We start from the raw sequence: 23,208 nt of genomic DNA on the forward strand, positions 1-23,208 counted from the left end.
GAGGCAGGTGGGGACATTGCAGGTTAGCCGACCGTTGAGCGCAAGGATGCGCGATACGAGCCTCCAGGGACGGATTCACGGCGTGTCGGCGTTCTGCATGATCCCCGCCTGTAACACCATCAACTACAGCAACTTGAGTGTTTAGGTTGATGACAATTAATGCGAGTCGTTAATCCACATCAAGTCAGCGTGGCACAATTTATGCTTCAAATAAGTGAGACACATTTTTCGTCACCGGGGAGATTTTCAGGCCCAGTGGCGTGTTGAGCAATGTCGAACAGGTTTAAAAAGGAGTGCTGAGATGAAAACAGTCATCACGGTCTGCCCTTATTGCGCTTCAGGTTGCAAAATCAACCTGATAGTCGACAACGGCAGGATCGTTAAGGCCGAAGGCGCAAACGGCGTGACCAATCAGGGCGAGCTATGCCTGAAAGGGTATTACGGCTGGGATTTCGTTCACGATACCAAGATCCTGACGCCACGGCTGAAAACGCCGATGATCCGGCGGGAACGAGGTGGCAAACTGGAATCGGTGTCCTGGGAAGAGGCAATCGAGTTCGCCAGTTCACGCCTGCTGGCCGTTAAAGAGAAATACGGCCCGAATGCGATTATGACGACCGGCTCCTCACGTGGGCCAGGTAATGAAGCCAACTATGTGATGCAAAAATTTGCTCGCGCCACCGTCGGTACCAACAATATCGACTGTTGCGCACGCGTCTGACACGGCCCCTCGGTTGCAGGTCTGCAGCGATCGGTCGGTAACGGCGCCATGAGTAACTCAATCTGCGAGATTGAGGATACCCAGTGTATTTTTGTCTTCGGCTATAACGCCGCGGACTCACATCCTATTGTCGCCCGCCGCATTCTCAAGGCGAAGGAGAAAGGAGCCAAGGTCATTGTTTGCGATCCACGCTATATCGAAACGGCGCGTATTGCGGATATCCATTTGCCGTTGAAAAACGGTTCCAACATCGCCCTGATCAACGCGCTCGCTCATGTGATGATTGAGGAAAACCTGTACGACCAGGCGTTTGTTGAACAGCATACCGAGCAGTTCGACGAGTATCGCGCCATCGTGGCGGACTACCCACCGGAGTCGGTTGAAAAAACCACGGGCCTCACCGCCCAGCAGATCCGTGAAACGGCACGCATGTATGCCAGCGCGCCAACGGCCACCATCCTGTGGGGCATGGGCGTCACCCAGTTCTATCAGGGCGTGGAAACCGTGCGTGCGCTGACCAGCCTGGCGATGCTGACCGGTAACCTGGGCAAGCCGAACGTTGGGGTTAACCCGGTGCGCGGGCAAAACAACGTTCAGGGTGCCTGTGATATGGGTGCGTTGCCTAACACCCTGCCCGGCTATTTCCAGGTCACGGATACCGAGGCGCGGGAAAGGTTTGCCAACGCCTGGGGGATCGACGCAATGCCAGCCGAGATCGGCTATGCGTTGAGCGAAGTGCCGCACAATATCGACCATGGCAAACTCAAAGCGCACTACATCATGGGGGAGGATCCGCTACAAACGGAGCCGGATTTAGCCACCATCCGTAGAACCTTTGAGAAGCTGGATTTGCTGATCGTGCAGGATATCTTCATGACCAAAACCGCCGCGATTGCCGACGTTATTTTCCCGGCAACCTCCTGGGGCGAGCATGAAGGAGTGTATACCGCGGCAGACCGCGGCTTCCAACGCTTCTATAAAGCAGTGGAGCCGGTGGGCGATGTGAAGACGGACTGGCAGATCATCAGCCTGATGTCGACGGCCATGGGTTACCCGATGCACTACAACAACACGCAGGAAATCTGGGACGAACTGCGCGAGCTATGCCCGATCTATTACGGCGCTACCTACGAGAAGATGGCGGACCTGGCCTACATTCAGTGGCCATGCCCAACGTTGGATCATCCGGGTACCCCTTATCTGTACGAAGGCGGGGAATTCTCTCGGCCCGGTGGCAAAGCGGAGTTCTTTACCTGTGAATGGGCTCCGCCGATCGATCAGCTCAGCGATGAGTTCCCGTTCGTGCTGTCGACGGTACGCGAAGTGGGCCATTACTCCTGCCGTTCGATGACCGGCAACTGTAAGGCGTTGGTCGCGCTGGCCGATGAACCGGGCTATGTACAGGTCAACTCGGAAGACGCCGCACGGTTGGGGATTGAGGATCAGGCATTGGTGTGGGTACGTTCACGTCAGGGCAAGGTCATTACCCGCGCCAACGTCAGCGAACGCCCTAACCGGGGAGCGATCTACATGACCTACCAATGGTGGATCGGTGCCTGTAACGAGCTGGTGGCGGAAAACCTCAGCCCGATAACCAAAACGCCGGAATACAAATACTGCGCCGTGCAGATTGAGCCAATTAAGGATCAAGGGCAGGCAGAACATTACGTTCAGCAGGAGTACAGCAAGATTAAACAGCGCCTCCGCGAGGCCGCTGCGGGCTAATCGGTAAGGTCGAACCTCAAGGATGAGGTTCGGCTTTCCACCCATCCCTCACCACCCGCTATTCATCCTCACACTTCTGCCAGTGGCTGCCACACTAAAATTCCTAATAGACGATTTATCCCGTGGCTCACAAACCCGCACAATACCCCCTCACTTTATAAAGGATTGATCGTTTTCAACGATCGGTCTGATCTTATTGATCTGTACAACCAATTATCTTTGTCTTTCCGCCCCCTATAAGATCGCCTTTTATCGTTCTCTGGGATACATCAGCAAAATATGACGTTCGCGATGAGTGCTGGCAAGGCCGTGTTACCTGACCGTCGCTTGCCCAACGGACTACTGCACCGCGATCGGGTACAGCGCATCCTGGTTATCAAGCTGCGTCACTTTGGTGACGTTTTGCTGACCACGCCGTTGCTCAGTACGCTGCGCGCCAATTACCCCAACGCCCTGATTGACGTGCTGGTGTATGACGGCACCGAGGCGATGCTGGCGGGCAATCGGGATGTCTATCTGACCTATACCGTCGATCGCAACCTAAAACGCCAGGGCTGCAAGGCACAGTACCGCGGTGAACAAGCCCTGTGGAACAGCCTCAACACCGGGCACTACGACCTGGTGATCAATCTGTCCGACCAGTGGCGGGCGGCGTTGTATTGCCGCTTTCTCAAACCGACGTTCAGCCTGGGGTTTGCTTACCCCAAGCGTAATAACCGGCTGTGGCGGGCTTGCCATTCGCTGTTGGTGCAGGTGGACGGACATGACCAACAACACACCGTGCTCAATAATCTCTCTATTCTGGCCCCGTTGGCCTTACCCACCTTGGTGACCAAGGTGACCCAGGCTTACCGGCAGCATGACGTCGATGAGATTGACCGCCTCAGCCAACATCATCACCTGAGGGATTTCGTGCTGATCCAGCCTTCCGCGCGCTGGGCGTTCAAAACCTGGTCGGTGGCGGGATTCACACGGGTTATCGACCATCTCACCGCCAGCGGGGAAACCGTGGTGCTGACCTGCGGGCGTTCTGCCGATGAGATCGCCATGATAGCCGCCATTCTGGCCCACTGCACCATGCCACAACGGGTGGTCAATCTGGCCGGTCGCCTGGACCTGCCGGAACTTGCCGTCTTGATCGATCGGGCGAAGCTGTTTATCGGGGTGGATTCGGTAGCGATGCATATGGCCGCCGCCTTGCAGACGCCTTCCGTCGTGCTGTTCGGCCCCAGCAATCTGCAACAGTGGTCGCCCTGGCAGGCTCCGCACGTGCTGTTATGGGCAGGCAACTACCGCTCATTACCCCACCCCGACGAGGTGAACACCGCTACCCCGGAACGTTATCTGGATGCCATTCCCGCCAGTGAGGTTATCCGGGCCATAAACCGCCAGCTCACCTGCCTGGAAATCCCAACTTCCCGCACGGTGAATGACACCGTGTTTAATTAACCCTGATTTGAGCCACTCCATGCCATCCACCGAACCCCGTTCTGTATCGTTGCTCTCCCCTGCCCGCCTTCGGCTGTTTGGCTTCACGGCGTTTTTGCTCGGCGCGTCCTTGCCGACCTCCAATGCGCTGATGAATGCTTCGCTGGTGTTGGCGGCGCTATGTCTGCTGTGGCAGCGTGACTTTCGCCACCTGATGCCATTGCTCAAACAACCGCTGGTGTGGCTGCCCGCATTGATGTTTGCACTGCTGGCCGCCTCGTTATTGACCCAGCACCACGAGTACGGCCCGAAGATGGTCGGCAAGTATCAAAAGCTACTGTTTGTGTTGCCCTTGGCGCTGTTCTTTATCATCGACGCCAGGCTTATCACCCGCTTTATCAGCGGATTTCTGCTCGCTAATGCCGTGATACTGGCGATTAGCCTGACTTCGGGGATCGGACATGTAACGCTGGGTGGCCTCGATCCGCAGAATCCAACGGTGTTTAAACTGCAGATAACCCAGAACGTGTTTATGGCGTTTGCTGCGTTGATATGGCTCACCCGTGCTTTTGCGCAATCAGGCGTGCTGCGTTGGTGTTATGGGGCATTGGTTCTGCTGGCAACGGCGAACGTACTGCTGATGGTACAGGGGCGTACCGGCTATGTGGCGCTATTGGTCGGCGTGGGGCTTTGGTTGCTGCTGACGCTGCCCCGCTGGCAGCGGCTGGGGGTACTAGCCTGTGGCTTGCTGCTGGCCATTATGCTGATTTTTATCCCCAATAGAGCGACGGAGCGCCTGACGCTCGGCCTTGCTGAGGTACGCAATTGCGTGTTGGCCCCGGCAGAGCAGGCCTATCAGGCTTGCGACAACTCGATGGGGCAACGCACCGCCTTTGCCCGCGAATCGCTGCGCCTGATAAAACAGGCCCCGTTGCTGGGTAACGGGGCCGGGAGCTTCTGGTATGGCAACGCGCAGACCGGTTACGGCGTGCATAACCCGCACAATGAGTACCTGCTGGAAACGGTACAAAATGGCTTGCTGGGGCTGGCGCTGTTTCTGGGTTGGATGTGGTGCTGCTTGCGAGCGGCCTGGCAGCAACCAACAGCCTGCCGCAACCTGCTGGTTGCCGTGCTCGGCAGCTATATGGCCTGCCACCTGTTCAACTCGTTCCTGCTGGATTCCGCCGAGGGGCATCTGTTTATGGTGTTGGCTGCCGTGCTGGCAGGCTACCGAGTTTTTCGGCAGCCTAAATAACCTTAACCGTCTCATTGTGTTATGGGGGCGCCGTATGCTACCCCCGTTTTCAATCTGGCCTGAGATTAATTCAGTTTAGCTTTGGAAAAATCACTGCCCATCAAGCTGACGCTATAGCCACTGACGTTGCTGCGCGTGGCATAGAAGGTTTTGCCATTCGCCAGGGCAATCCACGGAGCTTGCTGGTAGAAGATTTCCTGCGCCTGACCGTAGAGTTTCGCACGTTCGGCAGGGACGCTAGTCAACCTGGCCTGCTGTACCAGACCATCATAGGTTTTATCGCACCAGCGCGCGGCATTTGAGCCAGTTTTGATACTGTTGCATCCCAACAGCACCTCGGCGAAGTTATCCGGATCGCCATTATCGGACATCCAGCCAAACAGCGCGGTGTCATGCTCGCCCTTACGCATACCGGCAAGATATTCCCCCCACTCGTAAGAGACGATTTTCGCCTTCACGCCAACCTTTTCCCAATCGCTTTGCAGCATTTCCGCAATACGCTTGGAGTTCGGGTTATACGGGCGCTGAACCGGCATTGACCACAGCGTGATCTCAAAGCCTTTTTCCAGTCCGGCCTGTTTCAGCAACGCCTTGGCTTTTTGCGGATCGTAGCCGTAATCCTGCAGGTCTTTATCAAAGCCCAGCATATTTGGCGGCAGCGGCGATTTCGCCACCGTGGCAGAACCTAAAAACACCGCGTTAACTATCGCCTTTTTGTCAGTGGCATAGTTTAGGGCTTGGCGCACCAGCACGTTATCCAGCGGTTTTTTCTCGGTGTTAAACGCCAGGTAACCGACGTTCAGCGCATCCACCTTATGCAGGGTCAGGTCTTGGTTTTTATTGATTTCGTCAAACTGTACCGGAGCCGGTGCGGGGATAATCTGGCACTCGTTGGTCTGGAGTTTCGCCAGGCGCGTCTGTACGTTCGGCGTTATGGAGAAGATCAGATGCTTGGTCGGCACCTCTCCATCCCAGTAATTAGGGTTGGCAGCATAGCGGATCAGTGAATCGACTTTATACTGCTGCAAAACGTAAGGACCAGTGCCGATTGGCCAGGTATCCACGTATTCTGGCGTACCTTTTTTCAGCATCGCATCGGCGTATTCGGCAGAAAGGATCGACGCAAAGTCCATCCCCCAGTCTGCCAGAAACGCGGCGTTCGGCTCGCTCAGCACAAACTGAACGTGATAATCGTCCAGCTTTTTCACTTCCTTAATCAGCGTATCCAGACCTACGTCGTGGAAATATTCGTAATTACCCTGCGATACCTTGTGGTATGGGTGATTTGGGTCTTTCTGGCGTAACACCGAAAACACTACGTCATCAGCATTAAAATCGCGGGTCGGCTTAAAGTTTTTGTTGCTGTTGAATTTCACCCCTTGGCGCAGGGTAAAGGTGTAGGTTTTACCGTCCGGAGAAATCTTCCATTCGGTCGCCAATGACGGCGTTGGCGTGTTGTTAACCGGATCGAAATTGATTAAGCGGTTATACAGCACCTGCGAGCTGGCAACGAACGTTGGGCCAGAGCTGGCAATCTGCGGATTGAACGACTCCGGTGACGCTTCGGAGCAATAAATCAGCGTATCGTTGGCTGCCGCCATGGCAGCGCTTGCCGGTAAGAGTGTGCTCAGCGCCAGCGCGAGCAGCGTTTTCCCTGTAGACATGGTCATCGCCTTGTTTGACTTTTTTCAGGCGACAATCTCAGCACGGACGTGGAACCCAGGCAAATAACCAATTGCTCTCAGGTTATGCCAAAACCGTTGTTTTTGCTGTTTTATTCAGCTACGCGGGCGCAGCATGCCGCGCCCCAACAAAGTGAACAGCCTCAGCTCAACAGTAGCCCATCATCATCCAGCTTTTCGCCACGTGTTTTCTCAAACATCGCCAGCAGATCGGTGACCTGCATGTTCGCCCGTTGCTCACCGACAACATCCAGCACCACCCGCCCCTGGTGCAACATCACGGTTCGATGGCCATGATCCAGAGCCTGGCGCATGGAGTGTGTCACCATCAGTACCGTCAATTGCTGCTCGGCGACAATCCGGTCGGTCAGCGCCAGCACAAAGGCCGCCGTTTTAGGATCGAGCGCGGCGGTATGTTCATCCAGCAAGAGCAAACGAGAAGGTTGCAGCGACGCCATCAACAGGCTGACCGCCTGACGCTGCCCGCCAGACAGCAGGCCCATGTGATCCCCTAAACGATTCTCCAGCCCCAGTTCCAACGTGGCCAACTTGTCACGGAACAGCTGCCGCTGTTTACTCTTGACCGCTCGCTGAAATCCTCGCGTTTGACCGCGCTGCAGAGCCAGTGCCAGATTCTCCTCAATGCTCAGCCCCTCACAGGTTCCCGCCAGCGGATCCTGGAATACACGGGCGACCATACCGGCACGACGCCAGGCGGGCATCAGGGTAACGTCCTGTTCGCCAATAAACACTTGGCCGCGATCGGGGGTAATATCACCGCTGACCGCATTGAGCAAAGTAGACTTCCCTGCCCCATTACTGCCAATGACCGTCACAAACTGCCCTGCCTCAATGTTCAAAGACAGGCCTCGTAATACCGGGTTCTCCAGCGGGGTTCCAGGGTTAAAGGTTTTAAACAACTGCTCGGCACGCATCATGATGGCTGCCTCCCCCGCTTGCTTTTCAATTTTTGTTTCAACTTCGGCAGGACCAGCGCCAGCGTAACCAGGAGCGCGGTGATCAGATTCAGATCCTGCGCCTGCAAGCCGATAAAGTCTGCATTCAGGGCCAGAGCGATCATCAGGCGGTACAGCAACGCCCCTAACAGGGTTGCCATAGTGATCAGGAACAGGCTACGGGCAGGCAACAGCGTCTCACCGATGATCACCGCCGCCAACCCGACGACGATGGTGCCGATCCCCATGGAGATATCGGCGCCCCCCTGAGTCTGTACGTACAGTGCCCCCGCCAGCGCTATCAGCGCATTGGAGACCGCCATGCCGATCACCGTCAGACGACTGGTCGCAATCCCCTGAGCGCGCGCCATCCGCGGATTCGCTCCGGTAGCCCTTAGCGCTAGGCCCACCTCGGATGTCAGAAATGCGTCGAGCGCCAGTTTGACGACGACGACCACCACTAGCAGTAATAACGGTTGGATCAGCCAGGCGTTATCCTCAACCTGACTGATGAAAGGAGTGAAAACGCTGGGTAAGCCGATCAGGGCCAGGTTTGGCGCGCCCATAATGCGCAGGTTGATGGAATACAGGGCAATCATCACCAAAATGCTGGCTAGCAGTTGCAAAATACCGAGCCGCACGTGCAGCCAGGCCGTCAAACAGCCGGCACCGGCACCCGCGATAGCCGCCAGCAAACATGCCAGCCAAGGGTTATAACCGCTGACAATCATCACCGCGGCAACCGCGCCCCCTAAAGGGAAGCTGCCATCGGCCGTCAGATCGGGAAAATTGAGTAAGCGAAAGGAGATCAATACGCCCAACGCGACCAGCGCAAAGATCAGGCCGATCTCCAAAGCGCCCATCAGGGAAATTAACGACATGCGTACCTCATAAACATCTTGGCCCGCCACCTGCGGCAGGCCATTTACACCCGATGTAAACCATCATTCAACGCAGATCGTTATTTGATGACTTCTTGTGCTGATTGCACCAGTTCAGCAGGCAGAGTGACACCCTGCTTCTGGGCAGCGGCAGGGTTCACGCTCAGGCTGAGCTTGTTACCAACCTCAGGAGCTATGGCGCCTGGCTTCTCGCCCTCTAACAGGCGGACAACGATTTTACCGGTCTGGCGGCCCAGATCGTAATAACTCATCCCCAACGCCGCAGCCGCGCCACGTTTGGCAACGCTATTGTCACCGGCGATCAACGGGATTTTAGCCTGATTGGCAATGCCGACCAGCGACTCGTAGGTGGAGATAACGTTGTTATCGGTATTGGTGTAAATCACGTCGACTTTGCCAACCAGGCTTTTGGCCGCTGGGGCTACGTCGATAGTACGTGCGGCAGGAACCTCAACCAGCGTCATCCCGCGTTTGGTTAATTCATCTTTCAACTCTTTGACCACCACCGTCGAGTTGACCTCCCCTGGGCTGTAGACCATGCCGACCCGCTTGGCATCGGGTTTAACCTGCAAGATCAGATCGACCTGCGGGCCAATAGCTACGCTGTCTGAAACGCCGGTAACGTTGGTGCCACTCGGCTGCCAGCTACTGACCAGCTTGGCCGCCACCGGGTCCGTTACCGTAGTAAACACCACCGGTATGGTCTTGGTAGCCGCCACTACGGACTGCGCCGCAGGCGTTGAAATCGCCACTATCGCATCGGGCTTGTCACCGATAAATTTACGCGCAATCTGCCCGGCGGTGGCCGTATTTCCCTGCGCGCTTTGGAACTGGACCTTGACCTTATCCTTGTCATACCCCGCAGCCTTTAGCTCATCAATCACCCCATCGCGGGTGGCATCCAATGCCGGATGGTCAACGATAGAGAGGATCGCCACGGATTTCGGCGCAGCCGCGTAACTGCTGACAGCAAATAAAGCGGCGGCGAGAGCTACAAAAATATTTTTATTATTCAAAGGCATGGTCATATCCTTTTCAAGTTGGCGTTGGTGCCAGAGGGGGTGATTAATCATCCTAGCACAGTGTTTTACCGCCATCTATCGGATAACGTTTTGTTATCATGTGGTTAACATGCAGAATTAGAAGAAAACACTCGGGCCGCTTACATGGTGCAGTGATTCGGGTCACAATCCACCACTGTTGGCCTCTCGTTGTTCAATGCGTAGGCTATTAAACAGCGCCCACAACCCGCGTAGCGAGCGGGCAATGGGGCTGGGTAAAATCGCCAGTGGGAATGGTTGGAGATTGGACGTCGCGGTGGATTATTGCGCTATGCTCAGGCTATTTCTTTTTCGCTGACAATAGCTTTTGATACCAGGCCATAGTCGATCGCTTCTGCCACTGGCATCCAAAAATCGCGGTCAATGTCGTTCAAGACCTTTTCCAGTTTCTGCCCGGTTTCCTTGGCGATCAAGGTAGCGATCCTTTCCCGGATGCGGATAATTTCCCTGGCCTGAAGCGCCACATCGGTAGCCTGACCGCCAATACCGCCGCTAGGTTGGTGGATCAGAAAACGGGTATTGGTCAGGCAGAAGCGACGTTCCTTAGGCACCGATAAGAACACATTAACCGCGGCGCTCCCTACCCAACCGCTGCCGATCATATTCACCGGAGCGCTAATAAATCGGATGACATCGTGGATCACATCCCCCGATTCTACATGGCCGCCAGGTGAACAAATCAGGAAATTAATCGGCGCGGAGGACTCGTCAGACAACGCCACCAGCTGCTTGACGACATTGTAGGCCACCGTGTCGTTGATCTGCCCAAACAGCAGGATAGTTCGGGACTTGAAGGTTCTCTCATCCAAAAAGGCATCACGCTGAGGAGTACTTTTTTCCGTTTTTTCTTCCATCTTGTACCTCGACTGTTTTATCTAACATCCTGGCCGAACATGGCAAAGATAACCATAGCAGTAATCGTCGCCACTAGCCTTGCAACAATCACCAGCCAGCCGGCAAATAACCAAACAGTGACGCAATTGCATAGACCGCACTTCCCAGATACAGCAGCACAATACTCACCTGCAACAGCGGATGCGTGATCCAGTTACATTGCCAGAGCGGCACCCGGTCGCCATGTTTGCGGGCGCCCCGTAAAATCAGTATCGGCATGATCGACAAGATCACGCCACTGAATACCGGAGTATGGTGCTGGTTTATTAGCGATGATTTATGAGGATCCCACAGCGCTTCAGCGGGGTTTTTGACTGGGTAAGCTAATGACTGTGTGACTACTCTTATCATGCACATCATCTTTAGCGTACCCGTTAATGATTTCTGTCGCTAACGTGTGTAATGTTATGAAGTCTTTTTGTGATGAGATTGCTTTGTCGGTTCTCTCTTGGTTACCACTAAAATGATAATTACTATCAATATTTTTATGGAAGAATTTACCTATGGTTGAGCTGTCAGCAGTTGAGATTGTAAAACGGCTTGATGGTGGCATAACACGACCATTTTTGTGCGGGTGTGGTGATGGCAAGAAGTACGTTGTAAAAGGGCTGCCGCATCTACCAAGAAAAGAACTGATTGCCGAATGGGTCTGCGCTCATCTCACCCATGCATTGCAGCTGCCATTCCCTAATTTTGCTAAGATCTGGATTGACGGTGATCTGGTTAAATATCGACCTGACTGGAATGCAGACCTAAAAGAAGGGTGGGCATTTGGATGTGAGTTTGTCGAGCATGCCATGCCAATTACCTTCACTCAAGCCCATACGAAAATCGATGAAATAAACCAGAAACTAATATATCTTTTTGATATATGGACTAAAAATTCAGATCGCACCCTTTCACCCAAAGGTGAAGGTAATGTCAACATCATCTACGATGTGGGTAATAGTAAATTTTTTCTGATTGACCATAACCAATCCTTCGCTCACGATTGTGCCATTATGGAGTTTAGGACGCATGTCTTCTCGCCTAACTACCGTAAATGGATACATGATCTGGCTGATAGACAGCACAACGAAGATTTGTTGTCTAGCACCCTACCGGCATTCGATAATGCCTGTGCAGCCATACCTGATGAGTGGCGCCTAGATGGGGATGAACATCTACAACACATTGAATTTATGAGACAAACCCTTTTGCGCGTTAATGATGATATCTTCTGGAGAGATGTAATATGAGTACACCCTGCATGTACAGCATAATACGTTACCTCCCGTACACAGATACGGAGGAATTCGCCAACATTGGTGTGATTCTCTGCGCGCCTAAGACTGGTTATTTATCATACAAATTAGCTCCCAAAAATAATGGTCGCGTCAGGACCTTTTTCAACGATTCCAGCATTTACCCAATTGCTCGGGACTCATTTAACAATGAATTGAAGTTTATCAATAGTAATGCTTCAGCATTTTCTAATGATGTTGCTTTAGCTGGTTTTTTCATGCGTTATGTGGAAAAAAGAGAGTCGATCTTCCAATTCAGTGACGTACGTGTATCTATGGCCAATAGCCCTACTCATGAACTCGATCGGCTCTATCAAAAATTTGTTAATGCTTCTGAAGTTACAAAAGAGCGCCGCGAGGAAATTCTTGCACGAGAGCTTAAAGAGCGCTTCCGGCAACAAGGTGATTGGGCAAGATATTTTAAGCAAGAATCCCTTGGGAAGGAGCTATCCAAGTTTTCAATGCCTCTTGTGCTAACCCGCGATGGAGTGGTTGACTGCGCGATAAAACCATTGGCCTTCGATCAGGAGGAGCCAGGTAAAATGGTAGAGCATTGTGATACTTGGGTCGCGAGAATAACCCGTGCAGCTAGTGAAGGTATACTTACCTTGACTAAGGTTTTACTGCCAATTGCTCCCCCACTAACCCCAGATAGCAAGCAAACCCATGCAATGCGTGTAATTAGAGAGACGTTTGACAAAAATGACATTTCTACAATCGGGCATGAAAAGCAAGACAGCATAATTGACTTTGCAAAGCAGTGTTATATAAAGACTAATTAGAAAAGGCCCAGCGATTGCTGGGCTTTCCTTACATTTCCAAATTTACATTAAGCATTGCCAGACAGCCGCTTACACCCCCCTCCGCCGTCCACATCACCTTCCGAACCGTGCCATCTGAGCATTTCCAGCCACGAGCGATTGAGCGTAGCGACTGGTCATAAAAATGATGCCTCATGACTAGCTCATACTCTTCCGGCTTAAATTTAAGCAATTTGGCTACACAGCCATCGATCATTAGACCGTCATTGTCGCTGTATGCCTGCCCCCTTTGATAGAACAACGCCGAGGGCCGCTATTACATCGGTAGCCGTTAGCGCTGCGCTTTGCGTTCTTGCTCCTTGATATTAAAATCAGCCTGGTTGGCATTAAATTCTAATGCTGCCACAATGCCGGGAACATGTATCAGCATTTCACCGAGAGCACATAAATCAGAGCGAGCGTCTATATCGCTGTAATTTTCATTATCACACGCATAGAAGGCAATATTGCCAATAGCTCCCAACCCAGATAGCAAGCCTTCGTATGCAGCCTCAGAGTGCATACGGATATACTTCAGTGATTCGGTGTCCTCATTCTGCAAGGTTGCACAAGATAAAACATTCTGGATGTGGCTCATGCTTCACCTCCGAACAGCTTGGAAAGTTCCACTGGTGCTGGTAATGCCTTGGCATCAAGCCGTGCAAAGTAAAACTCGATAAGTTCGCTGTAGTAATCCCACGCCCGATCGGTTTCCAACATCTTCGCGTGGTTGGCTGCACCGCGCTCAGTCCAGAGAATTAGGGCGCGGGTTCTGTTTGAAATTTGCTCTGCACTTATTGATGACCGCAAATCTGGCAGTTCATGCCCTTCGACTCTGAAGAAGTGCTTACCTTCAACGAAACGCGATTGATTTCGGTTGAAATTATTTTGAATACTCTTAATTTCGGCCCCATACCCCGCCGCCAGTTGCTCGGTGGTCGCCACACGCTGCCCGCGATACTCAATGATCTGCAGCTCTTTTGCCTCAACGGCGACCAGCTCAATTTTATTAGCCATTGCCTCCCCCCTTTTCATTCTGTGGCTGCTCGCCAAAGTCCAATGCATTGGCGGCTCGCTGCGCGTATCCACCCGCTGCTTCGATCACTGTCCCAACATACTTTTCAAGGTGTTTATCGCCGCAGCTCAGCATCTGCTGTGCGCAATCCAACAAATCAGCAGTGCGCTGTACATGCAGTAAAACATCTTCATTGGTCTTATAGGAATAGTTCTTAGTCACGTTCAATCTCCGCACCACGTCGGGCTATTTCTTCGATCAGATCGATCAGCTCAAAACATAGTTGCTCTTCTTTCTCGTTTGCAGTCAGGTAACCAGCTGCTATGGCTAACACTTGGATTTTGGCAAGCCTATCCATTGCATCGAGAACGTAGGCATTACGCATGGTGAGCCTCCCTTTGAAGATTTTCTTCCATTAACCAGCAGACCGGATCAGCCGCAAGGTCGAGCGCCATTTCAGCCAAGATCTTTACCTCGTCAGAATCAATAACATCAGCAGAAACAGCTAGGGAAGACAGCAAAGCATACAATTGGATGGCCTTACCCTTTGCCTGGCTCAGAATGATTTCATGCGACATCTTTACCCTCCCGACGATGCTGTTCTTCCATTAGCCAACAAGATGACCCGCCAGCCAAGTCAACCGCCAGTGTGACGAGCGTGTTCAAATCTGTGATGTCGAGCTCGTCAGCGCCAATATTCATGACGACCAGCAACGCATTAAGCTGCTCTGCCTGCCTACAAGCTTCAGGGAATCCGTTTTCACGCGACATTGGCAACCTCTGGCTCTGGATGGTTTGGTGATACATGCCAGCCAGCATTACGGGCCAGCTCAATGAAGGTATCGAGTGAGCAACAGTGGTGATCCGATAGGATCGGCATGTTGGCGGCAATCACACCGTTTCGTACGTACAGCAGAACGCGCCCGGTGGTGCCAGGGTAAATACCGAGCTGGGTCAGGATTTCTTCAGGGATGTTATGCATGGCGCACCTCCGTAATAGACTGACGCTGTTCGTAAGCCCACATGACCCTTCCATCAGTGGAAAATATTTGTAGGCGACAGGGCGTCTCAGTACGAAGTTTCGCAACAAAGATTAGAGTACAGCAGGTTAATTTTGAGCGAGAGTCATTTTCAGCATCTGCTTCAACACGCAGCGCATCAAGATTTGAGGCAGGAGATTCCTTGTTAACATCCAAGAAAATACATACAAATTTAGGGCGAGTTTGGGTACTATGTTGACATGCCATAGTGTAAGCCTCTTTTACAATGTGGATAGAAGCCCAGACAGGATTGCCGTCCTTCTGGGCTTCGCTATTTTTGCACCTTAGTACACTCAAGGTGTGGCCCACCTTATTTAAAGGTGTGGTCCACGTCAAGCATTTAAACTGATTTATTCCTCTGTATACTGTGGGCCACTTTAAGAGTATGAGAGAAGTTATGGCCACTGGCACAATCAATGCAAAATCACAGTCATTGAAAGCTCGAGTTCCGCATAAAATTGTAGATGCAATGGAAGGGGTCAAAGAAGATAACGAAAGCACGTCGAGCTTCATCGTATCTGCAATGGAGGGCGAAATTAAGCGCCGGATGCGCAAAAAAGCCAAACAAGAAAACGACTGATCCCCATCAGCGTTATAGGGAATTTACCCTGGGACTTAAGGCGATAGATCCAGGCTTTGCTGTAACCGGTACGGCGCTGGGCATCGGGTAGGCAGATAAGGTTGGACGATATAAATTCATCATTTTGGCCTTTCCCGCAAAGCTATAACGCCAGGCTTTCGAGCCGATTGGCTAAATGATGAGGTCGCCACTTATGTTTTAGGCTTTGGCTTCAAGCTCGCGCGCCTAATATGGAGGTAAAAATCGACGGTATGTGTAAATTTTTTAGTGCATGTAGAAAATGGCGTACAGCAAAAAACCAAAACGAAAAACCCCAAGCCTTTTGAGCTTGGGGTCATTCATAATATGGCGGAGGAGCAGAGATTCGAACTCTGGAACGGTTTCCCGTCGACGGTTTTCAAGACCGTTGCCTTCAGCCACTCGGCCACCCCTCCGTAATGCAGCGAACTATAAACACAGCCGATCCCGTTGTAAAGCCTGAAACCGTTCAACCGAACGAAAAAACGGCATCTGCAAGCTGACCGATGAAGAAATCAACAATCAGGGGGCGGTAATACCCTAGTAGTCACGTAGGGTAAAGAATGGTAAACAAACTTTAATCAATGGCTTGCACTGCACTATCATCATGATCAATTTTGTGATGACCTGATAAGAGAGATCATATGGACCGCATTGTCGTCTCATCCTCCTCGCGCGACTCTTTGCTAAGCACGCATAAAGTCCTGCGTAACACCTATTTTCTGCTGTCGTTAACGCTGGCCTTTTCCGCACTGACCGCAACCGCCAGCACCATGCTGGGCTTACCAGCTCCTGGGCTGCTGTTAATGCTGGTCGGCTTTTATGGTTTGATGTTCCTGACCCATAAGCTGGCCAATAGCCCTGCCGGTATTCTGGCAGCCTTCGCCTTCACCGGCTTTATGGGTTACGCCCTTGGCCCGATCCTGAGCTCGTTCCTGAACGCTGGCGCGGGTGACCTGATCATGCTGGCGCTGGGCGGTACCGCAGTGGTGTTCTTCTGCTGTTCGGCCTATGTGCTGACCACCCGTAAAGACATGTCGTTCCTGTCTGGCATGATGATGGCGGGCTTCGTGGTACTGCTGGTGGCGGTTATCGCCAACCTGTTCCTGCAGATCCCTGCCCTGCACCTGGCCATTAGCGCACTGTTTATTCTGTTCTCGGCCGGTGCCATGTTGTGGGAAACCAGCAACATCATTCATGGCGGTGAAACCAACTATATCCGTGCCACCGTCAGCCTGTATGTTTCGCTCTACAACATGTTTATCAGCCTGCTGAGCATTCTGGGCTTCGCCCGCAGCAACTGATACAGCACTTTGTTTTGACCTGAGCCCCGCAATGCGGGGCTTTATTTTTGCCGAAGCAAAAGTTTGCTAGACTGTGGCCCGCAATGAATTACCGATCACCGAGGCTGTATGTTGGAGTTTGAAGGTCAGACGATTGAAACTGACGCCCAGGGCTACCTGAAAAACAGCGCCGACTGGCACGAAGGGCTGGCCCCACTGTTAGCGGCACAGGAAGAGATTGAACTGAGCGAAGCGCATTGGGAAGTCGTACGCTTTGTGCGTAGCTTCTATCAGGAATTTAACACCTCACCGGCCATTCGCATGCTGGTCAAGGCAATGGCGCAAAAATACGGCGAAGAGAAAGGCAGCAGCCGCTACCTGTATCGGCTGTTCCCGAAAGGCCCGGCCAAACAGGCGACCAAGATCGCCGGGTTGCCAAAGCCGGTAAAGTGTATCTAGCTACGGGTTAATAGCGAATACTGAAGCCCTTATATTCGGCAACCCCACGCGGTTCCACCAGCACTCGGTCAACGCGGGCGCTACGTGGGCCGCCGCTTTTCAGCCACGCCATCAGTTGGTCAACGGCCTGTTGTTCGCCACAGGCCAGCACTTCCACGCTGCCATCATCCAGATTACGCGCATAGCCGGTTAATCCCAAAGCCGTAGCCTGGTGTTGGGTGTTATAGCGAAATCCTACCCCCTGCACCACACCATAGACGTACGCGGCAATACAAACTTGTGTCATAATCGGCTCCTGATCGATTTCATTACAGGCATTCTCTGCGCTGATGCCCAGAGTGTGTCACTCTTTTTTCTCTATCTGGCAGCATACTTAATTATGACCGCACGCTTGATCCTTGCCAAAGGACGTGAAAAGTCCTTACTCCGTCGCCATCCGTGGATTTTCTCTGGCGCGGTTCTCCGTGTCGAAGGTAAAGCCCAGTCCGGCGAAACCATCGATATCCATGACAGCCAGGGCAAATGGCTGGCACGCGGTGCCTATTCACCAGAATCGCAAATTCGCGCACGCGTCTGGACCTTCAAGCAGGACGAAGAAATTGATATCGCTTTCTTTATCAGCCGCTTGCAGCAGGCACAGAGCTGGCGTGATTGGGTTGCAAAGCGTGACGGGCTGGACGGTTATCGCCTGATCGCCGGTGAATCTGACGGTATGCCGGGGATCACCATCGATCGCTTCCAGAACTTCCTGGTTTTACAGTTACTTTCCGCCGGTGCCGAATATCAGCGCGCCCCGCTGCTTTCTGCTCTCCAGCACTGCTACCCAGAATGCGCGATCTACGATCGTTCAGACGTTGCCGTACGTAAGAAAGAGGGCTTGCCGCTTACCCAAGGCCCGGTGCTGGGCGATCTTCCCCCGGCCCTGCTACCGATCACCGAGCACGGTATGAAACTGCTGGTGGACATTCAACAAGGCCACAAAACCGGTTTTTATCTCGATCAGCGTGATAGCCGCCTGGCTGCGCGTAATTATTCCGCAGGCCGTCGCGTGCTCAACTGCTTCTCATACACCGGCGCTTTCGCAGTGTCTGCCTTGATGGGCGGGTGTGAGCAGGTCATTAGCGTAGATACGTCACAGGCCGCGCTGGACATCGCCAAGCAGAACGTCGAACTGAACCAGTTGGATTTGAGCAAGGCTGAATTTGTGCGTGATGACGTATTCCAACTGCTGCGCAACTACCGCACGCAGGGTGAGAAATTCGACCTGATCATCATGGATCCACCGAAGTTTGTCGAAAACAAAAATCAGTTGGCCAGCGCCTGTCGCGGTTATAAAGACATCAATATGTTAGCCTTCCAGTTGCTGAACCCGGGCGGCATTCTGCTCAGCTTCTCCTGCTCAGGCCTGATGCCGACCGATCTGTTCCAGAAAATTTTGGCCGATGCTGCCGTAGATGCCGGGCGTGATGTACAATTTGTAGAGCAGTTCCGACAGGCTGCCGACCACCCGGTGATTGCGACTTATCCTGAAGGCTTGTATCTGAAAGGGTTTGCGTGCCGGGTGATGTAACTTGAAATGCGCTGTTTTTGTCCTCATATAGAGTTCAATGCACTGTTTCTCAGGAGGTCATATGATAGCCAGCAAATTCGGTATCGGTCAGCAGGTTCGTCACCGGCTGCTGGGGTATTTGGGGGTAGTGATTGATGTCGATCCAGAATACTCTCTGGAGCACCCAAAAGCAGACGAGATTGCAGCCAACGACGAGTTGCGCCTAGCCCCGTGGTATCACGTGGTGATGGAAGACGATGAAGGCCAACCGGTTCACACTTATCTTGCCGAAGCGCAGTTGGCGGGGGAAGCACAGGATGCACACCCTGAACAGCCTTCTCTGGATGAACTGGCGGAATCCATTCGCAGCCAGTTGCAGGCCCCCCGGCTGCGTAACTAAGCGTCAAGCCTGAGAAACCAGCGCCTCTACGTAGCGTAGCTGGTTGAAGTCTATTAGCAGTCTCGAACGCCAGGGCCAATCCTGGCGTTTTCACTCAATCAGCGTGCCAGCCCCAGGCGCGGGATCTCAATCTTCGGGCAACGATCCATAATCACCGTTAACCCGGCCTGTTTGGCCAATGCTTCCGCCTGTTCGTTGATCACCCCGATTTGTAACCATAACACCTTGGCGCCTATCGCAATGGCCTCTTGTGCCACCCCATACGCCGCCTCCGAGTTACGAAACACGTCCACCATATCGACAGGATGGGGAATATCCTCCAATGAGGCATAAACCACCTGCCCAAGCAACGTCTGCCCGGCCAGCTTCGGGCTCACCGGAATGACCTGATAGCCTTGCGCCAGCAAATAAGCCATTACGCCATAGCTGGGCCGCGCCGGTTTATCACTGGCCCCCACTAGCGCAATGGTTTTGACCTGCTTGAGTACCTCTGCAATTGCTAGGTCTTGCATTTTTCGCTCCTGATGTTTTCCGAAAAGCATTTTCATCAGTGTAACCGAAACGCCAACATCGGTTAAAATTTGTTATCAGTCTGCGTCTATACTGCCCGCAGGCTGGTTTGAGTCAATCCATGTTTCAAATATCATCAAAATGTGTATAAATGTAAATTAAACGGCATTCTGAAAAGATTTGACATAACTAGTGGCGTATCCAACACTAGTCATACTGTTTCACGAAAAGGAAGTAACAATGAAATTTGGTCTGGTGGTTGCGGGGCTGCTTGGAATATCGCTAAGCGTTTCGGCCGCAGCTACGACCCTGAAGCTTTCCCCGGACATCGAGCTGATGGTGGTCGACGGCAAGCAAATGACGGGCTCGTTGTTAAAAGGAGCCGATAGTCTGGAATTAAATGACGGGCAGCATCAGCTGTTGTTCAAAGTCACCAAGTCCGTACGTAAAGAACCACGGTCTCAGATGCTTTACACTTCATCCGCGCAGATTGTGGTGTTCAATAGTCAAAACGTCAGCGCCGTCACCATTGAGCTACCGCGTATCGAGAATGAGCAGGATGCCCAGCGGTTTGATAAAGCGCCGAATTATAAAATTCTGGGTAACCACGGCAAGCCGTTGGCAATCAAACACGATGTATTACCGCTAACGGCCTCGCCCAATGGGAATGACCTGGAGAAGATCGTTGCCGATTATAACTCTCAGAATCGCCAGGCCTCCGTTCCGGCGTTAGCACATCTGAGTGCCAGCGTGATCTCGGCGGCACAGGGTAGCCCAGCGGTTATCCCCCTGAACGGCGACAACGTTGCCGAGGAAATGCTGCAATACTGGTTCCTGCGCGCCGATCCCGAGACGCAAAAACGGTTTATCGCCTGGGCCGGCCAATCTCGCAACCGTTAAATGCTGCCAACTACGCCTTTATGCCCTAAAGGCGTGGTTTGTTCGCAATTTCCCGCGTTAGCACTAGGCAGTGAAATACAGTTTCAGTAATCTGTGGCGAATCATTCGATTTTCCAAGGACAGCGACATGGAACAAACCACCCGCACCATCGCAGCACGCAAGCATATTGCGCTCGTTGCTCACGACCATCGCAAGCAGGCCTTGCTGAAATGGGTTGAAGACAATAAGGAAATACTTGCCCAGCATCAGCTGTATGCCACGGGTACCACCGGCAATTTGATCCAGCGGGCCAGCGGTATTCCGGTGCAGAGCATGCTGAGTGGCCCGATGGGCGGCGATCAGCAAGTCGGTGCACTGATATCCGAAGGCAAGATCGATATGCTGATCTTCTTCTGGGATCCGCTAAACGCCGTCCCCCACGACCCCGATGTCAAAGCCTTGCTGCGCCTGGCCACGGTCTGGAACATTCCGGTGGCGACCAACCGCTCCACCGCCGATTTCCTGATCGACTCCTCGCTGTTCAAGAGCGAAGTGGTGATCGCCATTCCGGATTACGAAAAGTACCTCGCCGAACGCCTGAAATAATGCCAAGGCCTGGTGTGGTGCCAGGCCTGTGGTTTACGGCTTTCTTTGCGACGGCACGCCAATATCTTGCAACTGCTCGATAAATACCGACGGGCGTTCGCGATCTTGTAATAACCAAACCTGGTGTCTGGCCCGCGTGAGTGCGACATAGAGCAAACGCCGCTCCTCCGCATCCGGGAAATCCTCAGGCTGAGGTAATAATACCTCTTCAAGCACGGATTCACGGACCTCCGCCGGAAATCCATCCTTACCTTCATACAGCCCGGCAATGATCACGTAGTCGGCCTGCTGGCCTTTGCTGGCATGAATGGTCATAAACTCGATATTCAACTTCGGCCAACGCGTTGCCGCCTTTTGCAACACCTCAGGCTTGAGATGGTGGTAGCGCGCCAGCACCAAGATCCGTTCTTGCGGCTTCGCATAGCCACTTAGCTTGTCCAGCAACGCTTCCAACTGCTCCTGCGGCAGGATAACCACCGACTTCTTGTTGCCCTTGGTCAGGCTATTGAGCGGCTTTTTCAACTGGTGCGGGTTCTGCTGTATAAAGCCGTTGGCCACCTCACCGATCCGATCGTTAAAGCGGTAAGTGGTATCCAGCGCACACTGCTCGCCTACGCCAAAGTTCTCGGCAAAGGCGGTGGTCAGCGACAGCTCTGCCCCGCTGAAACGGTAAATTGCCTGCCAATCATCGCCGACGGCAAACAGGCTGGTCTGCTTGTTTTGCTTACGCAGTGCCGCCAGCAGTTGTGCACGCTGTGGTGAGATATCCTGGAACTCGTCCACCAGAATATGCTTCCACGGGCTGATAAAGCGCCCCTTTTCCAGCAGATTAACGGCTTGATGGATCAGCCCGGCAAAATCGACCGCTCCCTCATCCTTCAGCGCGGTTTTCCACGCTTTCAGCAACGGTGCCATCAGGCGAATACGTTTGCTGAACAGATCGCGGATCTCTTCGTCGGCCTGCTCTATCATTTCTGCCTGGCTACCTCCGTGGGTGCGCATCAAGCCAAGCCAGCGCTCCAGGCGCCCGCTCAAACGCTCTGCCAGACGCCGGTCATGCCAGAAATCGCCCTCGGGCAATTCCCACCCCAGCTCTTCCGTTAACCATTGCCGCCAGCCTTTGGCCTGTGCTTTTTTCTCGCTACACTGCTGTTGCCAGTGGGTAATTAGCAACGTTCGGCGCGCTTTGCTATCGGTTTCCAGCTTGCTGATCGCAGGCGCTTTGCGGCTACCCTGCTGGATAATCTGCAGCGCCAGTGCATGGAACGTTTTCGCCTGGATCGCCACGCTGCCCAAACGTTCCTGGATACGTTCGTTCATCTCTTCGGCGGCTTTGCGCCCAAATGCCAACAACAGGATCTGCTCAGGCTCGGCTTCTTGACGCAGTAGCAGCCAACCCGCCCGCGCCACCAGCACCGAGGTCTTGCCACTACCAGCCCCTGCGAGAACCAGCACGGCATCCTCGCCGTTCACCACGGCCCGGCTTTGCGATTCATTCAACGGTGACGTTTCAACGGTCTGGAAGAAATCCTGGTGGGTTTCCAGCATCCGATCGCACCACCGCTGATTGCGTTGCGCCACGCTGCGCATACCAGATTTGAGCCACTGCAGGCACAAATGATAGCTTTCACGGCAGTTTTCAAACTCTTCCAGCCGCGCCACCGGCATGGGCAATGCGCCAAACGACTGGCGGATCTGCTGCTGCAAGCTGCTCAATTCGGTACGTTTGAACCACTTGTCCTGTTGCTCAATTTGGCGGATATGATCGACCTGCTGTTGCAATACCTCGGCGCTCACTTCACTCATCTCGCTGCTCCACTGCTGCCAGGACTGCTGCAGATAGTGGTAAAAGCGCTGGGTTTCCTGCCACTCGGTACCGTGCAGGCGCACAACCTTTTCATCCGGCAGTTCGAACTCAAGCTCCCCCCAGACGATCCCGCGTTTACAACGCACCTGAATCAACTGGTTGAAAGGGATCAGGTATTCATGCTTCTCGCCGCTCACCTCAACGCCAGCATGCAACAACCGTACGCGGTTGTAGGGATGCTGTGCCAGGTGCTTGCCCAGCGATGTCGCTTTAAGTTCCATATGCCCACGCCATAATCATAATGAAAACGATGTCACCAGTTTACCCGCGTTAAGCAATGGCACTCTAGCGTTA

The 23,208-nt window shown here is 53.1% G+C and carries 29 protein-coding genes, 1 tRNA gene and 1 pseudogene; 12 read left to right on the forward strand and 19 right to left on the reverse strand.

Annotated elements, in window-relative coordinates; translation table 11 throughout:
- Positions 1-301 precede the first annotated feature (301 nt).
- The 3 genes from fdhF (at position 302) to ACX9GU_RS16785 (ending at position 5,129) form a co-directional block, all read left to right on the forward strand.
- Entirely contained in the window at positions 302-2,446 is a 2,145-nt protein-coding gene (fdhF, locus tag ACX9GU_RS16775) for a formate dehydrogenase subunit alpha (RefSeq protein ID WP_473192283.1), read from the forward strand.
- Positions 2,447-2,725: 279 nt separating this feature from the next.
- Positions 2,726-3,895, forward strand: coding sequence for a putative lipopolysaccharide heptosyltransferase III (rfaQ, locus tag ACX9GU_RS16780; protein WP_473192284.1), 1,170 nt, complete (start codon positions 2,726-2,728; stop codon positions 3,893-3,895).
- A 19-nt stretch (positions 3,896-3,914) separates the two neighbouring features.
- The gene (locus ACX9GU_RS16785) at positions 3,915-5,129 is read left to right on the forward strand and encodes an O-antigen ligase family protein (RefSeq protein ID WP_473192285.1); all 1,215 of its coding nucleotides are present in this window, start codon (positions 3,915-3,917) and stop codon (positions 5,127-5,129) included.
- A 65-nt stretch (positions 5,130-5,194) separates the two neighbouring features.
- Here ACX9GU_RS16785 and ACX9GU_RS16790 read toward each other — a convergent pair whose 3' ends face one another.
- From ACX9GU_RS16790 to ACX9GU_RS16815, 6 genes and pseudogenes are all read right to left on the reverse strand, one after another.
- Positions 5,195-6,793 (reverse strand): ABC transporter substrate-binding protein, encoded by a 1,599-nt coding sequence (locus tag ACX9GU_RS16790; protein WP_473192286.1) that lies wholly within the window; start codon positions 6,791-6,793, stop codon positions 5,195-5,197.
- Between the two features lie 161 nt (positions 6,794-6,954).
- On the reverse strand, positions 6,955-7,749 hold the full coding sequence (locus ACX9GU_RS16795) for an ABC transporter ATP-binding protein (protein WP_024485284.1): 795 nt from the start codon (positions 7,747-7,749) through the stop codon (positions 6,955-6,957).
- Positions 7,746-8,648 carry an ABC transporter permease gene (locus tag ACX9GU_RS16800; protein WP_021178435.1) on the reverse strand — a complete coding sequence of 301 codons (903 nt, stop codon included), beginning with the start codon at positions 8,646-8,648 and terminating at the stop codon, positions 7,746-7,748. The genes ACX9GU_RS16795 and ACX9GU_RS16800 overlap by 4 nt, the downstream gene beginning before the upstream one ends.
- An 80-nt stretch (positions 8,649-8,728) precedes the next feature.
- Positions 8,729-9,691, reverse strand: coding sequence for an ABC transporter substrate-binding protein (locus tag ACX9GU_RS16805; protein ID WP_024485282.1), 963 nt, complete (start codon positions 9,689-9,691; stop codon positions 8,729-8,731).
- A 314-nt stretch (positions 9,692-10,005) separates the two neighbouring features.
- Positions 10,006-10,584: an ATP-dependent Clp protease proteolytic subunit gene (locus tag ACX9GU_RS16810; RefSeq protein ID WP_021178437.1), complete on the reverse strand. Its 579-nt coding sequence runs from the start codon at positions 10,582-10,584 to the stop codon at positions 10,006-10,008.
- Between the two features lie 88 nt (positions 10,585-10,672).
- Positions 10,673-10,870, reverse strand: a pseudogene (locus ACX9GU_RS16815) (amino acid permease); the annotation flags it as partial.
- 257 nt (positions 10,871-11,127) lie between these two features.
- On the opposite strand from ACX9GU_RS16815, the gene ACX9GU_RS16820 reads away from it, so the two are divergent.
- Together ACX9GU_RS16820 and ACX9GU_RS16825 are read left to right on the forward strand one after the other, a co-directional pair.
- Positions 11,128-11,862 carry a HipA family kinase gene (locus ACX9GU_RS16820; RefSeq protein WP_473192287.1) on the forward strand — a complete coding sequence of 245 codons (735 nt, stop codon included), beginning with the start codon at positions 11,128-11,130 and terminating at the stop codon, positions 11,860-11,862.
- Positions 11,859-12,689 carry a DUF3037 domain-containing protein gene (locus tag ACX9GU_RS16825; RefSeq protein ID WP_473192288.1) on the forward strand — a complete coding sequence of 277 codons (831 nt, stop codon included), beginning with the start codon at positions 11,859-11,861 and terminating at the stop codon, positions 12,687-12,689. The genes ACX9GU_RS16820 and ACX9GU_RS16825 overlap by 4 nt, the downstream gene beginning before the upstream one ends.
- Before the next feature lie 28 nt (positions 12,690-12,717).
- On the opposite strand, the gene ACX9GU_RS16830 is transcribed toward ACX9GU_RS16825, so the two are convergent.
- The 9 genes from ACX9GU_RS16830 to ACX9GU_RS16870 all read right to left on the reverse strand — a co-directional run bounded on the left by ACX9GU_RS16830 (position 12,718) and on the right by ACX9GU_RS16870 (position 14,969).
- Positions 12,718-12,924 carry an antiterminator Q family protein gene (locus tag ACX9GU_RS16830; RefSeq protein WP_473192289.1) on the reverse strand — a complete coding sequence of 69 codons (207 nt, stop codon included), beginning with the start codon at positions 12,922-12,924 and terminating at the stop codon, positions 12,718-12,720.
- A gap of 75 nt (positions 12,925-12,999) precedes the next feature.
- Positions 13,000-13,305 carry a hypothetical protein gene (locus tag ACX9GU_RS16835; RefSeq protein WP_473192290.1) on the reverse strand — a complete coding sequence of 102 codons (306 nt, stop codon included), beginning with the start codon at positions 13,303-13,305 and terminating at the stop codon, positions 13,000-13,002.
- Complete coding sequence (locus ACX9GU_RS16840; protein ID WP_473192291.1) at positions 13,302-13,724, reverse strand: ORF6N domain-containing protein; 423 nt, start codon at positions 13,722-13,724, stop codon at positions 13,302-13,304. Before ACX9GU_RS16840 ends, ACX9GU_RS16835 begins: the two co-directional genes overlap by 4 nt.
- On the reverse strand, positions 13,717-13,944 hold the full coding sequence (locus ACX9GU_RS16845; RefSeq protein WP_473192292.1) for a hypothetical protein: 228 nt from the start codon (positions 13,942-13,944) through the stop codon (positions 13,717-13,719). Before ACX9GU_RS16845 ends, ACX9GU_RS16840 begins: the two co-directional genes overlap by 8 nt.
- Positions 13,937-14,107: a hypothetical protein gene (locus ACX9GU_RS16850; protein WP_473192293.1), complete on the reverse strand. Its 171-nt coding sequence runs from the start codon at positions 14,105-14,107 to the stop codon at positions 13,937-13,939. The genes ACX9GU_RS16845 and ACX9GU_RS16850 overlap by 8 nt, the downstream gene beginning before the upstream one ends.
- Positions 14,100-14,300, reverse strand: coding sequence for a hypothetical protein (locus ACX9GU_RS16855; RefSeq protein ID WP_473192294.1), 201 nt, complete (start codon positions 14,298-14,300; stop codon positions 14,100-14,102). The genes ACX9GU_RS16850 and ACX9GU_RS16855 overlap by 8 nt, the downstream gene beginning before the upstream one ends.
- Positions 14,290-14,493, reverse strand: coding sequence for a hypothetical protein (locus ACX9GU_RS16860; protein ID WP_473192295.1), 204 nt, complete (start codon positions 14,491-14,493; stop codon positions 14,290-14,292). Before ACX9GU_RS16860 ends, ACX9GU_RS16855 begins: the two co-directional genes overlap by 11 nt.
- Entirely contained in the window at positions 14,483-14,704 is a 222-nt protein-coding gene (locus ACX9GU_RS16865; protein WP_473192296.1) for a hypothetical protein, read from the reverse strand. The genes ACX9GU_RS16860 and ACX9GU_RS16865 overlap by 11 nt, the downstream gene beginning before the upstream one ends.
- A complete protein-coding gene (locus tag ACX9GU_RS16870) occupies positions 14,697-14,969 on the reverse strand; it encodes a host cell division inhibitor Icd-like protein (protein WP_473192297.1) in 273 nt (90 codons plus the stop codon). Before ACX9GU_RS16870 ends, ACX9GU_RS16865 begins: the two co-directional genes overlap by 8 nt.
- 190 nt (positions 14,970-15,159) lie before the next feature.
- Between ACX9GU_RS16870 and ACX9GU_RS16875 the strand changes: the two genes are divergently transcribed.
- Positions 15,160-15,342: a YlcI/YnfO family protein gene (locus ACX9GU_RS16875; protein WP_473192298.1), complete on the forward strand. Its 183-nt coding sequence runs from the start codon at positions 15,160-15,162 to the stop codon at positions 15,340-15,342.
- 346 nt (positions 15,343-15,688) lie between these two features.
- Here the strand turns inward: ACX9GU_RS16875 and ACX9GU_RS16880 are convergent.
- Positions 15,689-15,776: transfer RNA gene (locus ACX9GU_RS16880), tRNA-Ser, on the reverse strand.
- Positions 15,777-16,004: 228 nt separating this feature from the next.
- Between ACX9GU_RS16880 and yccA the strand changes: the two genes are divergently transcribed.
- Together yccA and tusE are read left to right on the forward strand one after the other, a co-directional pair.
- A complete protein-coding gene (gene yccA, locus ACX9GU_RS16885; protein ID WP_021181987.1) occupies positions 16,005-16,664 on the forward strand; it encodes an FtsH protease modulator YccA in 660 nt (219 codons plus the stop codon).
- Positions 16,665-16,772: 108 nt separating this feature from the next.
- Positions 16,773-17,102, forward strand: a complete 330-nt coding sequence (gene tusE, locus ACX9GU_RS16890; RefSeq protein ID WP_024485653.1) for a sulfurtransferase TusE — start codon at positions 16,773-16,775, stop codon at positions 17,100-17,102.
- A 7-nt stretch (positions 17,103-17,109) separates the two neighbouring features.
- On the opposite strand, the gene yccX is transcribed toward tusE, so the two are convergent.
- Entirely contained in the window at positions 17,110-17,388 is a 279-nt protein-coding gene (yccX, locus tag ACX9GU_RS16895; RefSeq protein WP_021181988.1) for an acylphosphatase, read from the reverse strand.
- A gap of 93 nt (positions 17,389-17,481) precedes the next feature.
- Between yccX and rlmI the strand changes: the two genes are divergently transcribed.
- Together rlmI and hspQ are read left to right on the forward strand one after the other, a co-directional pair.
- Positions 17,482-18,672 carry a 23S rRNA (cytosine(1962)-C(5))-methyltransferase RlmI gene (gene rlmI, locus ACX9GU_RS16900; protein ID WP_199061807.1) on the forward strand — a complete coding sequence of 397 codons (1,191 nt, stop codon included), beginning with the start codon at positions 17,482-17,484 and terminating at the stop codon, positions 18,670-18,672.
- Positions 18,673-18,733: 61 nt separating this feature from the next.
- The gene (hspQ, locus tag ACX9GU_RS16905) at positions 18,734-19,051 is read left to right on the forward strand and encodes a heat shock protein HspQ (RefSeq protein ID WP_021182046.1); all 318 of its coding nucleotides are present in this window, start codon (positions 18,734-18,736) and stop codon (positions 19,049-19,051) included.
- Positions 19,052-19,149: 98 nt separating this feature from the next.
- Here the strand turns inward: hspQ and ACX9GU_RS16910 are convergent, their stop codons facing one another.
- Positions 19,150-19,563, reverse strand: coding sequence for a CoA-binding protein (locus ACX9GU_RS16910; RefSeq protein ID WP_094982361.1), 414 nt, complete (start codon positions 19,561-19,563; stop codon positions 19,150-19,152).
- Positions 19,564-19,801: 238 nt separating this feature from the next.
- Here ACX9GU_RS16910 and ACX9GU_RS16915 point away from each other — a divergent pair, with 238 nt between their 5' ends.
- Positions 19,802-20,461 (forward strand): DUF2057 family protein, encoded by a 660-nt coding sequence (locus ACX9GU_RS16915; RefSeq protein WP_473192299.1) that lies wholly within the window; start codon positions 19,802-19,804, stop codon positions 20,459-20,461.
- Between the two features lie 127 nt (positions 20,462-20,588).
- The gene (locus ACX9GU_RS16920; protein ID WP_021182049.1) at positions 20,589-21,047 is read left to right on the forward strand and encodes a methylglyoxal synthase; all 459 of its coding nucleotides are present in this window, start codon (positions 20,589-20,591) and stop codon (positions 21,045-21,047) included.
- A gap of 33 nt (positions 21,048-21,080) precedes the next feature.
- On the opposite strand, the gene helD is transcribed toward ACX9GU_RS16920, so the two are convergent.
- Positions 21,081-23,135, reverse strand: a complete 2,055-nt coding sequence (gene helD / locus ACX9GU_RS16925; protein WP_473192300.1) for a DNA helicase IV — start codon at positions 23,133-23,135, stop codon at positions 21,081-21,083.
- Between the last annotated feature and the right edge of the window lie 73 nt (positions 23,136-23,208).

It is taken from the genome of Serratia sp. K1WW1, assembly GCF_055790865.1.

Bases quoted from the DNA above. Each gene is read 5' to 3' on its own strand.
- rfaQ (WP_473192284.1), top strand. From the start codon at position 2,726: ATGACGTTCGCGATGAGTGCTGGCAAGGCCGTGTTACCTGACCGTCGC.
- ACX9GU_RS16785 (WP_473192285.1), top strand. From the start codon at position 3,915: ATGCCATCCACCGAACCCCGTTCTGTATCGTTGCTCTCCCCTGCCCGC.
- ACX9GU_RS16790 (WP_473192286.1), bottom strand. From the start codon at position 6,793: ATGTCTACAGGGAAAACGCTGCTCGCGCTGGCGCTGAGCACACTCTTA.
- ACX9GU_RS16795 (WP_024485284.1), bottom strand. From the start codon at position 7,749: ATGATGCGTGCCGAGCAGTTGTTTAAAACCTTTAACCCTGGAACCCCG.
- ACX9GU_RS16800 (WP_021178435.1), bottom strand. From the start codon at position 8,648: ATGTCGTTAATTTCCCTGATGGGCGCTTTGGAGATCGGCCTGATCTTT.
- ACX9GU_RS16805 (WP_024485282.1), bottom strand. From the start codon at position 9,691: ATGCCTTTGAATAATAAAAATATTTTTGTAGCTCTCGCCGCCGCTTTA.
- ACX9GU_RS16810 (WP_021178437.1), bottom strand. From the start codon at position 10,584: ATGGAAGAAAAAACGGAAAAAAGTACTCCTCAGCGTGATGCCTTTTTG.
- ACX9GU_RS16820 (WP_473192287.1), top strand. From the start codon at position 11,128: ATGGTTGAGCTGTCAGCAGTTGAGATTGTAAAACGGCTTGATGGTGGC.
- ACX9GU_RS16825 (WP_473192288.1), top strand. From the start codon at position 11,859: ATGAGTACACCCTGCATGTACAGCATAATACGTTACCTCCCGTACACA.
- ACX9GU_RS16830 (WP_473192289.1), bottom strand. From the start codon at position 12,924: ATGATCGATGGCTGTGTAGCCAAATTGCTTAAATTTAAGCCGGAAGAG.
- ACX9GU_RS16835 (WP_473192290.1), bottom strand. From the start codon at position 13,305: ATGAGCCACATCCAGAATGTTTTATCTTGTGCAACCTTGCAGAATGAG.
- ACX9GU_RS16840 (WP_473192291.1), bottom strand. From the start codon at position 13,724: ATGGCTAATAAAATTGAGCTGGTCGCCGTTGAGGCAAAAGAGCTGCAG.
- ACX9GU_RS16850 (WP_473192293.1), bottom strand. From the start codon at position 14,107: ATGCGTAATGCCTACGTTCTCGATGCAATGGATAGGCTTGCCAAAATC.
- ACX9GU_RS16855 (WP_473192294.1), bottom strand. From the start codon at position 14,300: ATGTCGCATGAAATCATTCTGAGCCAGGCAAAGGGTAAGGCCATCCAA.
- ACX9GU_RS16860 (WP_473192295.1), bottom strand. From the start codon at position 14,493: ATGTCGCGTGAAAACGGATTCCCTGAAGCTTGTAGGCAGGCAGAGCAG.
- ACX9GU_RS16865 (WP_473192296.1), bottom strand. From the start codon at position 14,704: ATGCATAACATCCCTGAAGAAATCCTGACCCAGCTCGGTATTTACCCT.
- ACX9GU_RS16870 (WP_473192297.1), bottom strand. From the start codon at position 14,969: ATGGCATGTCAACATAGTACCCAAACTCGCCCTAAATTTGTATGTATT.
- ACX9GU_RS16875 (WP_473192298.1), top strand. From the start codon at position 15,160: ATGGCCACTGGCACAATCAATGCAAAATCACAGTCATTGAAAGCTCGA.
- yccA (WP_021181987.1), top strand. From the start codon at position 16,005: ATGGACCGCATTGTCGTCTCATCCTCCTCGCGCGACTCTTTGCTAAGC.
- tusE (WP_024485653.1), top strand. From the start codon at position 16,773: ATGTTGGAGTTTGAAGGTCAGACGATTGAAACTGACGCCCAGGGCTAC.
- yccX (WP_021181988.1), bottom strand. From the start codon at position 17,388: ATGACACAAGTTTGTATTGCCGCGTACGTCTATGGTGTGGTGCAGGGG.
- rlmI (WP_199061807.1), top strand. From the start codon at position 17,482: ATGACCGCACGCTTGATCCTTGCCAAAGGACGTGAAAAGTCCTTACTC.
- hspQ (WP_021182046.1), top strand. From the start codon at position 18,734: ATGATAGCCAGCAAATTCGGTATCGGTCAGCAGGTTCGTCACCGGCTG.
- ACX9GU_RS16910 (WP_094982361.1), bottom strand. From the start codon at position 19,563: ATGCAAGACCTAGCAATTGCAGAGGTACTCAAGCAGGTCAAAACCATT.
- ACX9GU_RS16915 (WP_473192299.1), top strand. From the start codon at position 19,802: ATGAAATTTGGTCTGGTGGTTGCGGGGCTGCTTGGAATATCGCTAAGC.
- ACX9GU_RS16920 (WP_021182049.1), top strand. From the start codon at position 20,589: ATGGAACAAACCACCCGCACCATCGCAGCACGCAAGCATATTGCGCTC.
- helD (WP_473192300.1), bottom strand. From the start codon at position 23,135: ATGGAACTTAAAGCGACATCGCTGGGCAAGCACCTGGCACAGCATCCC.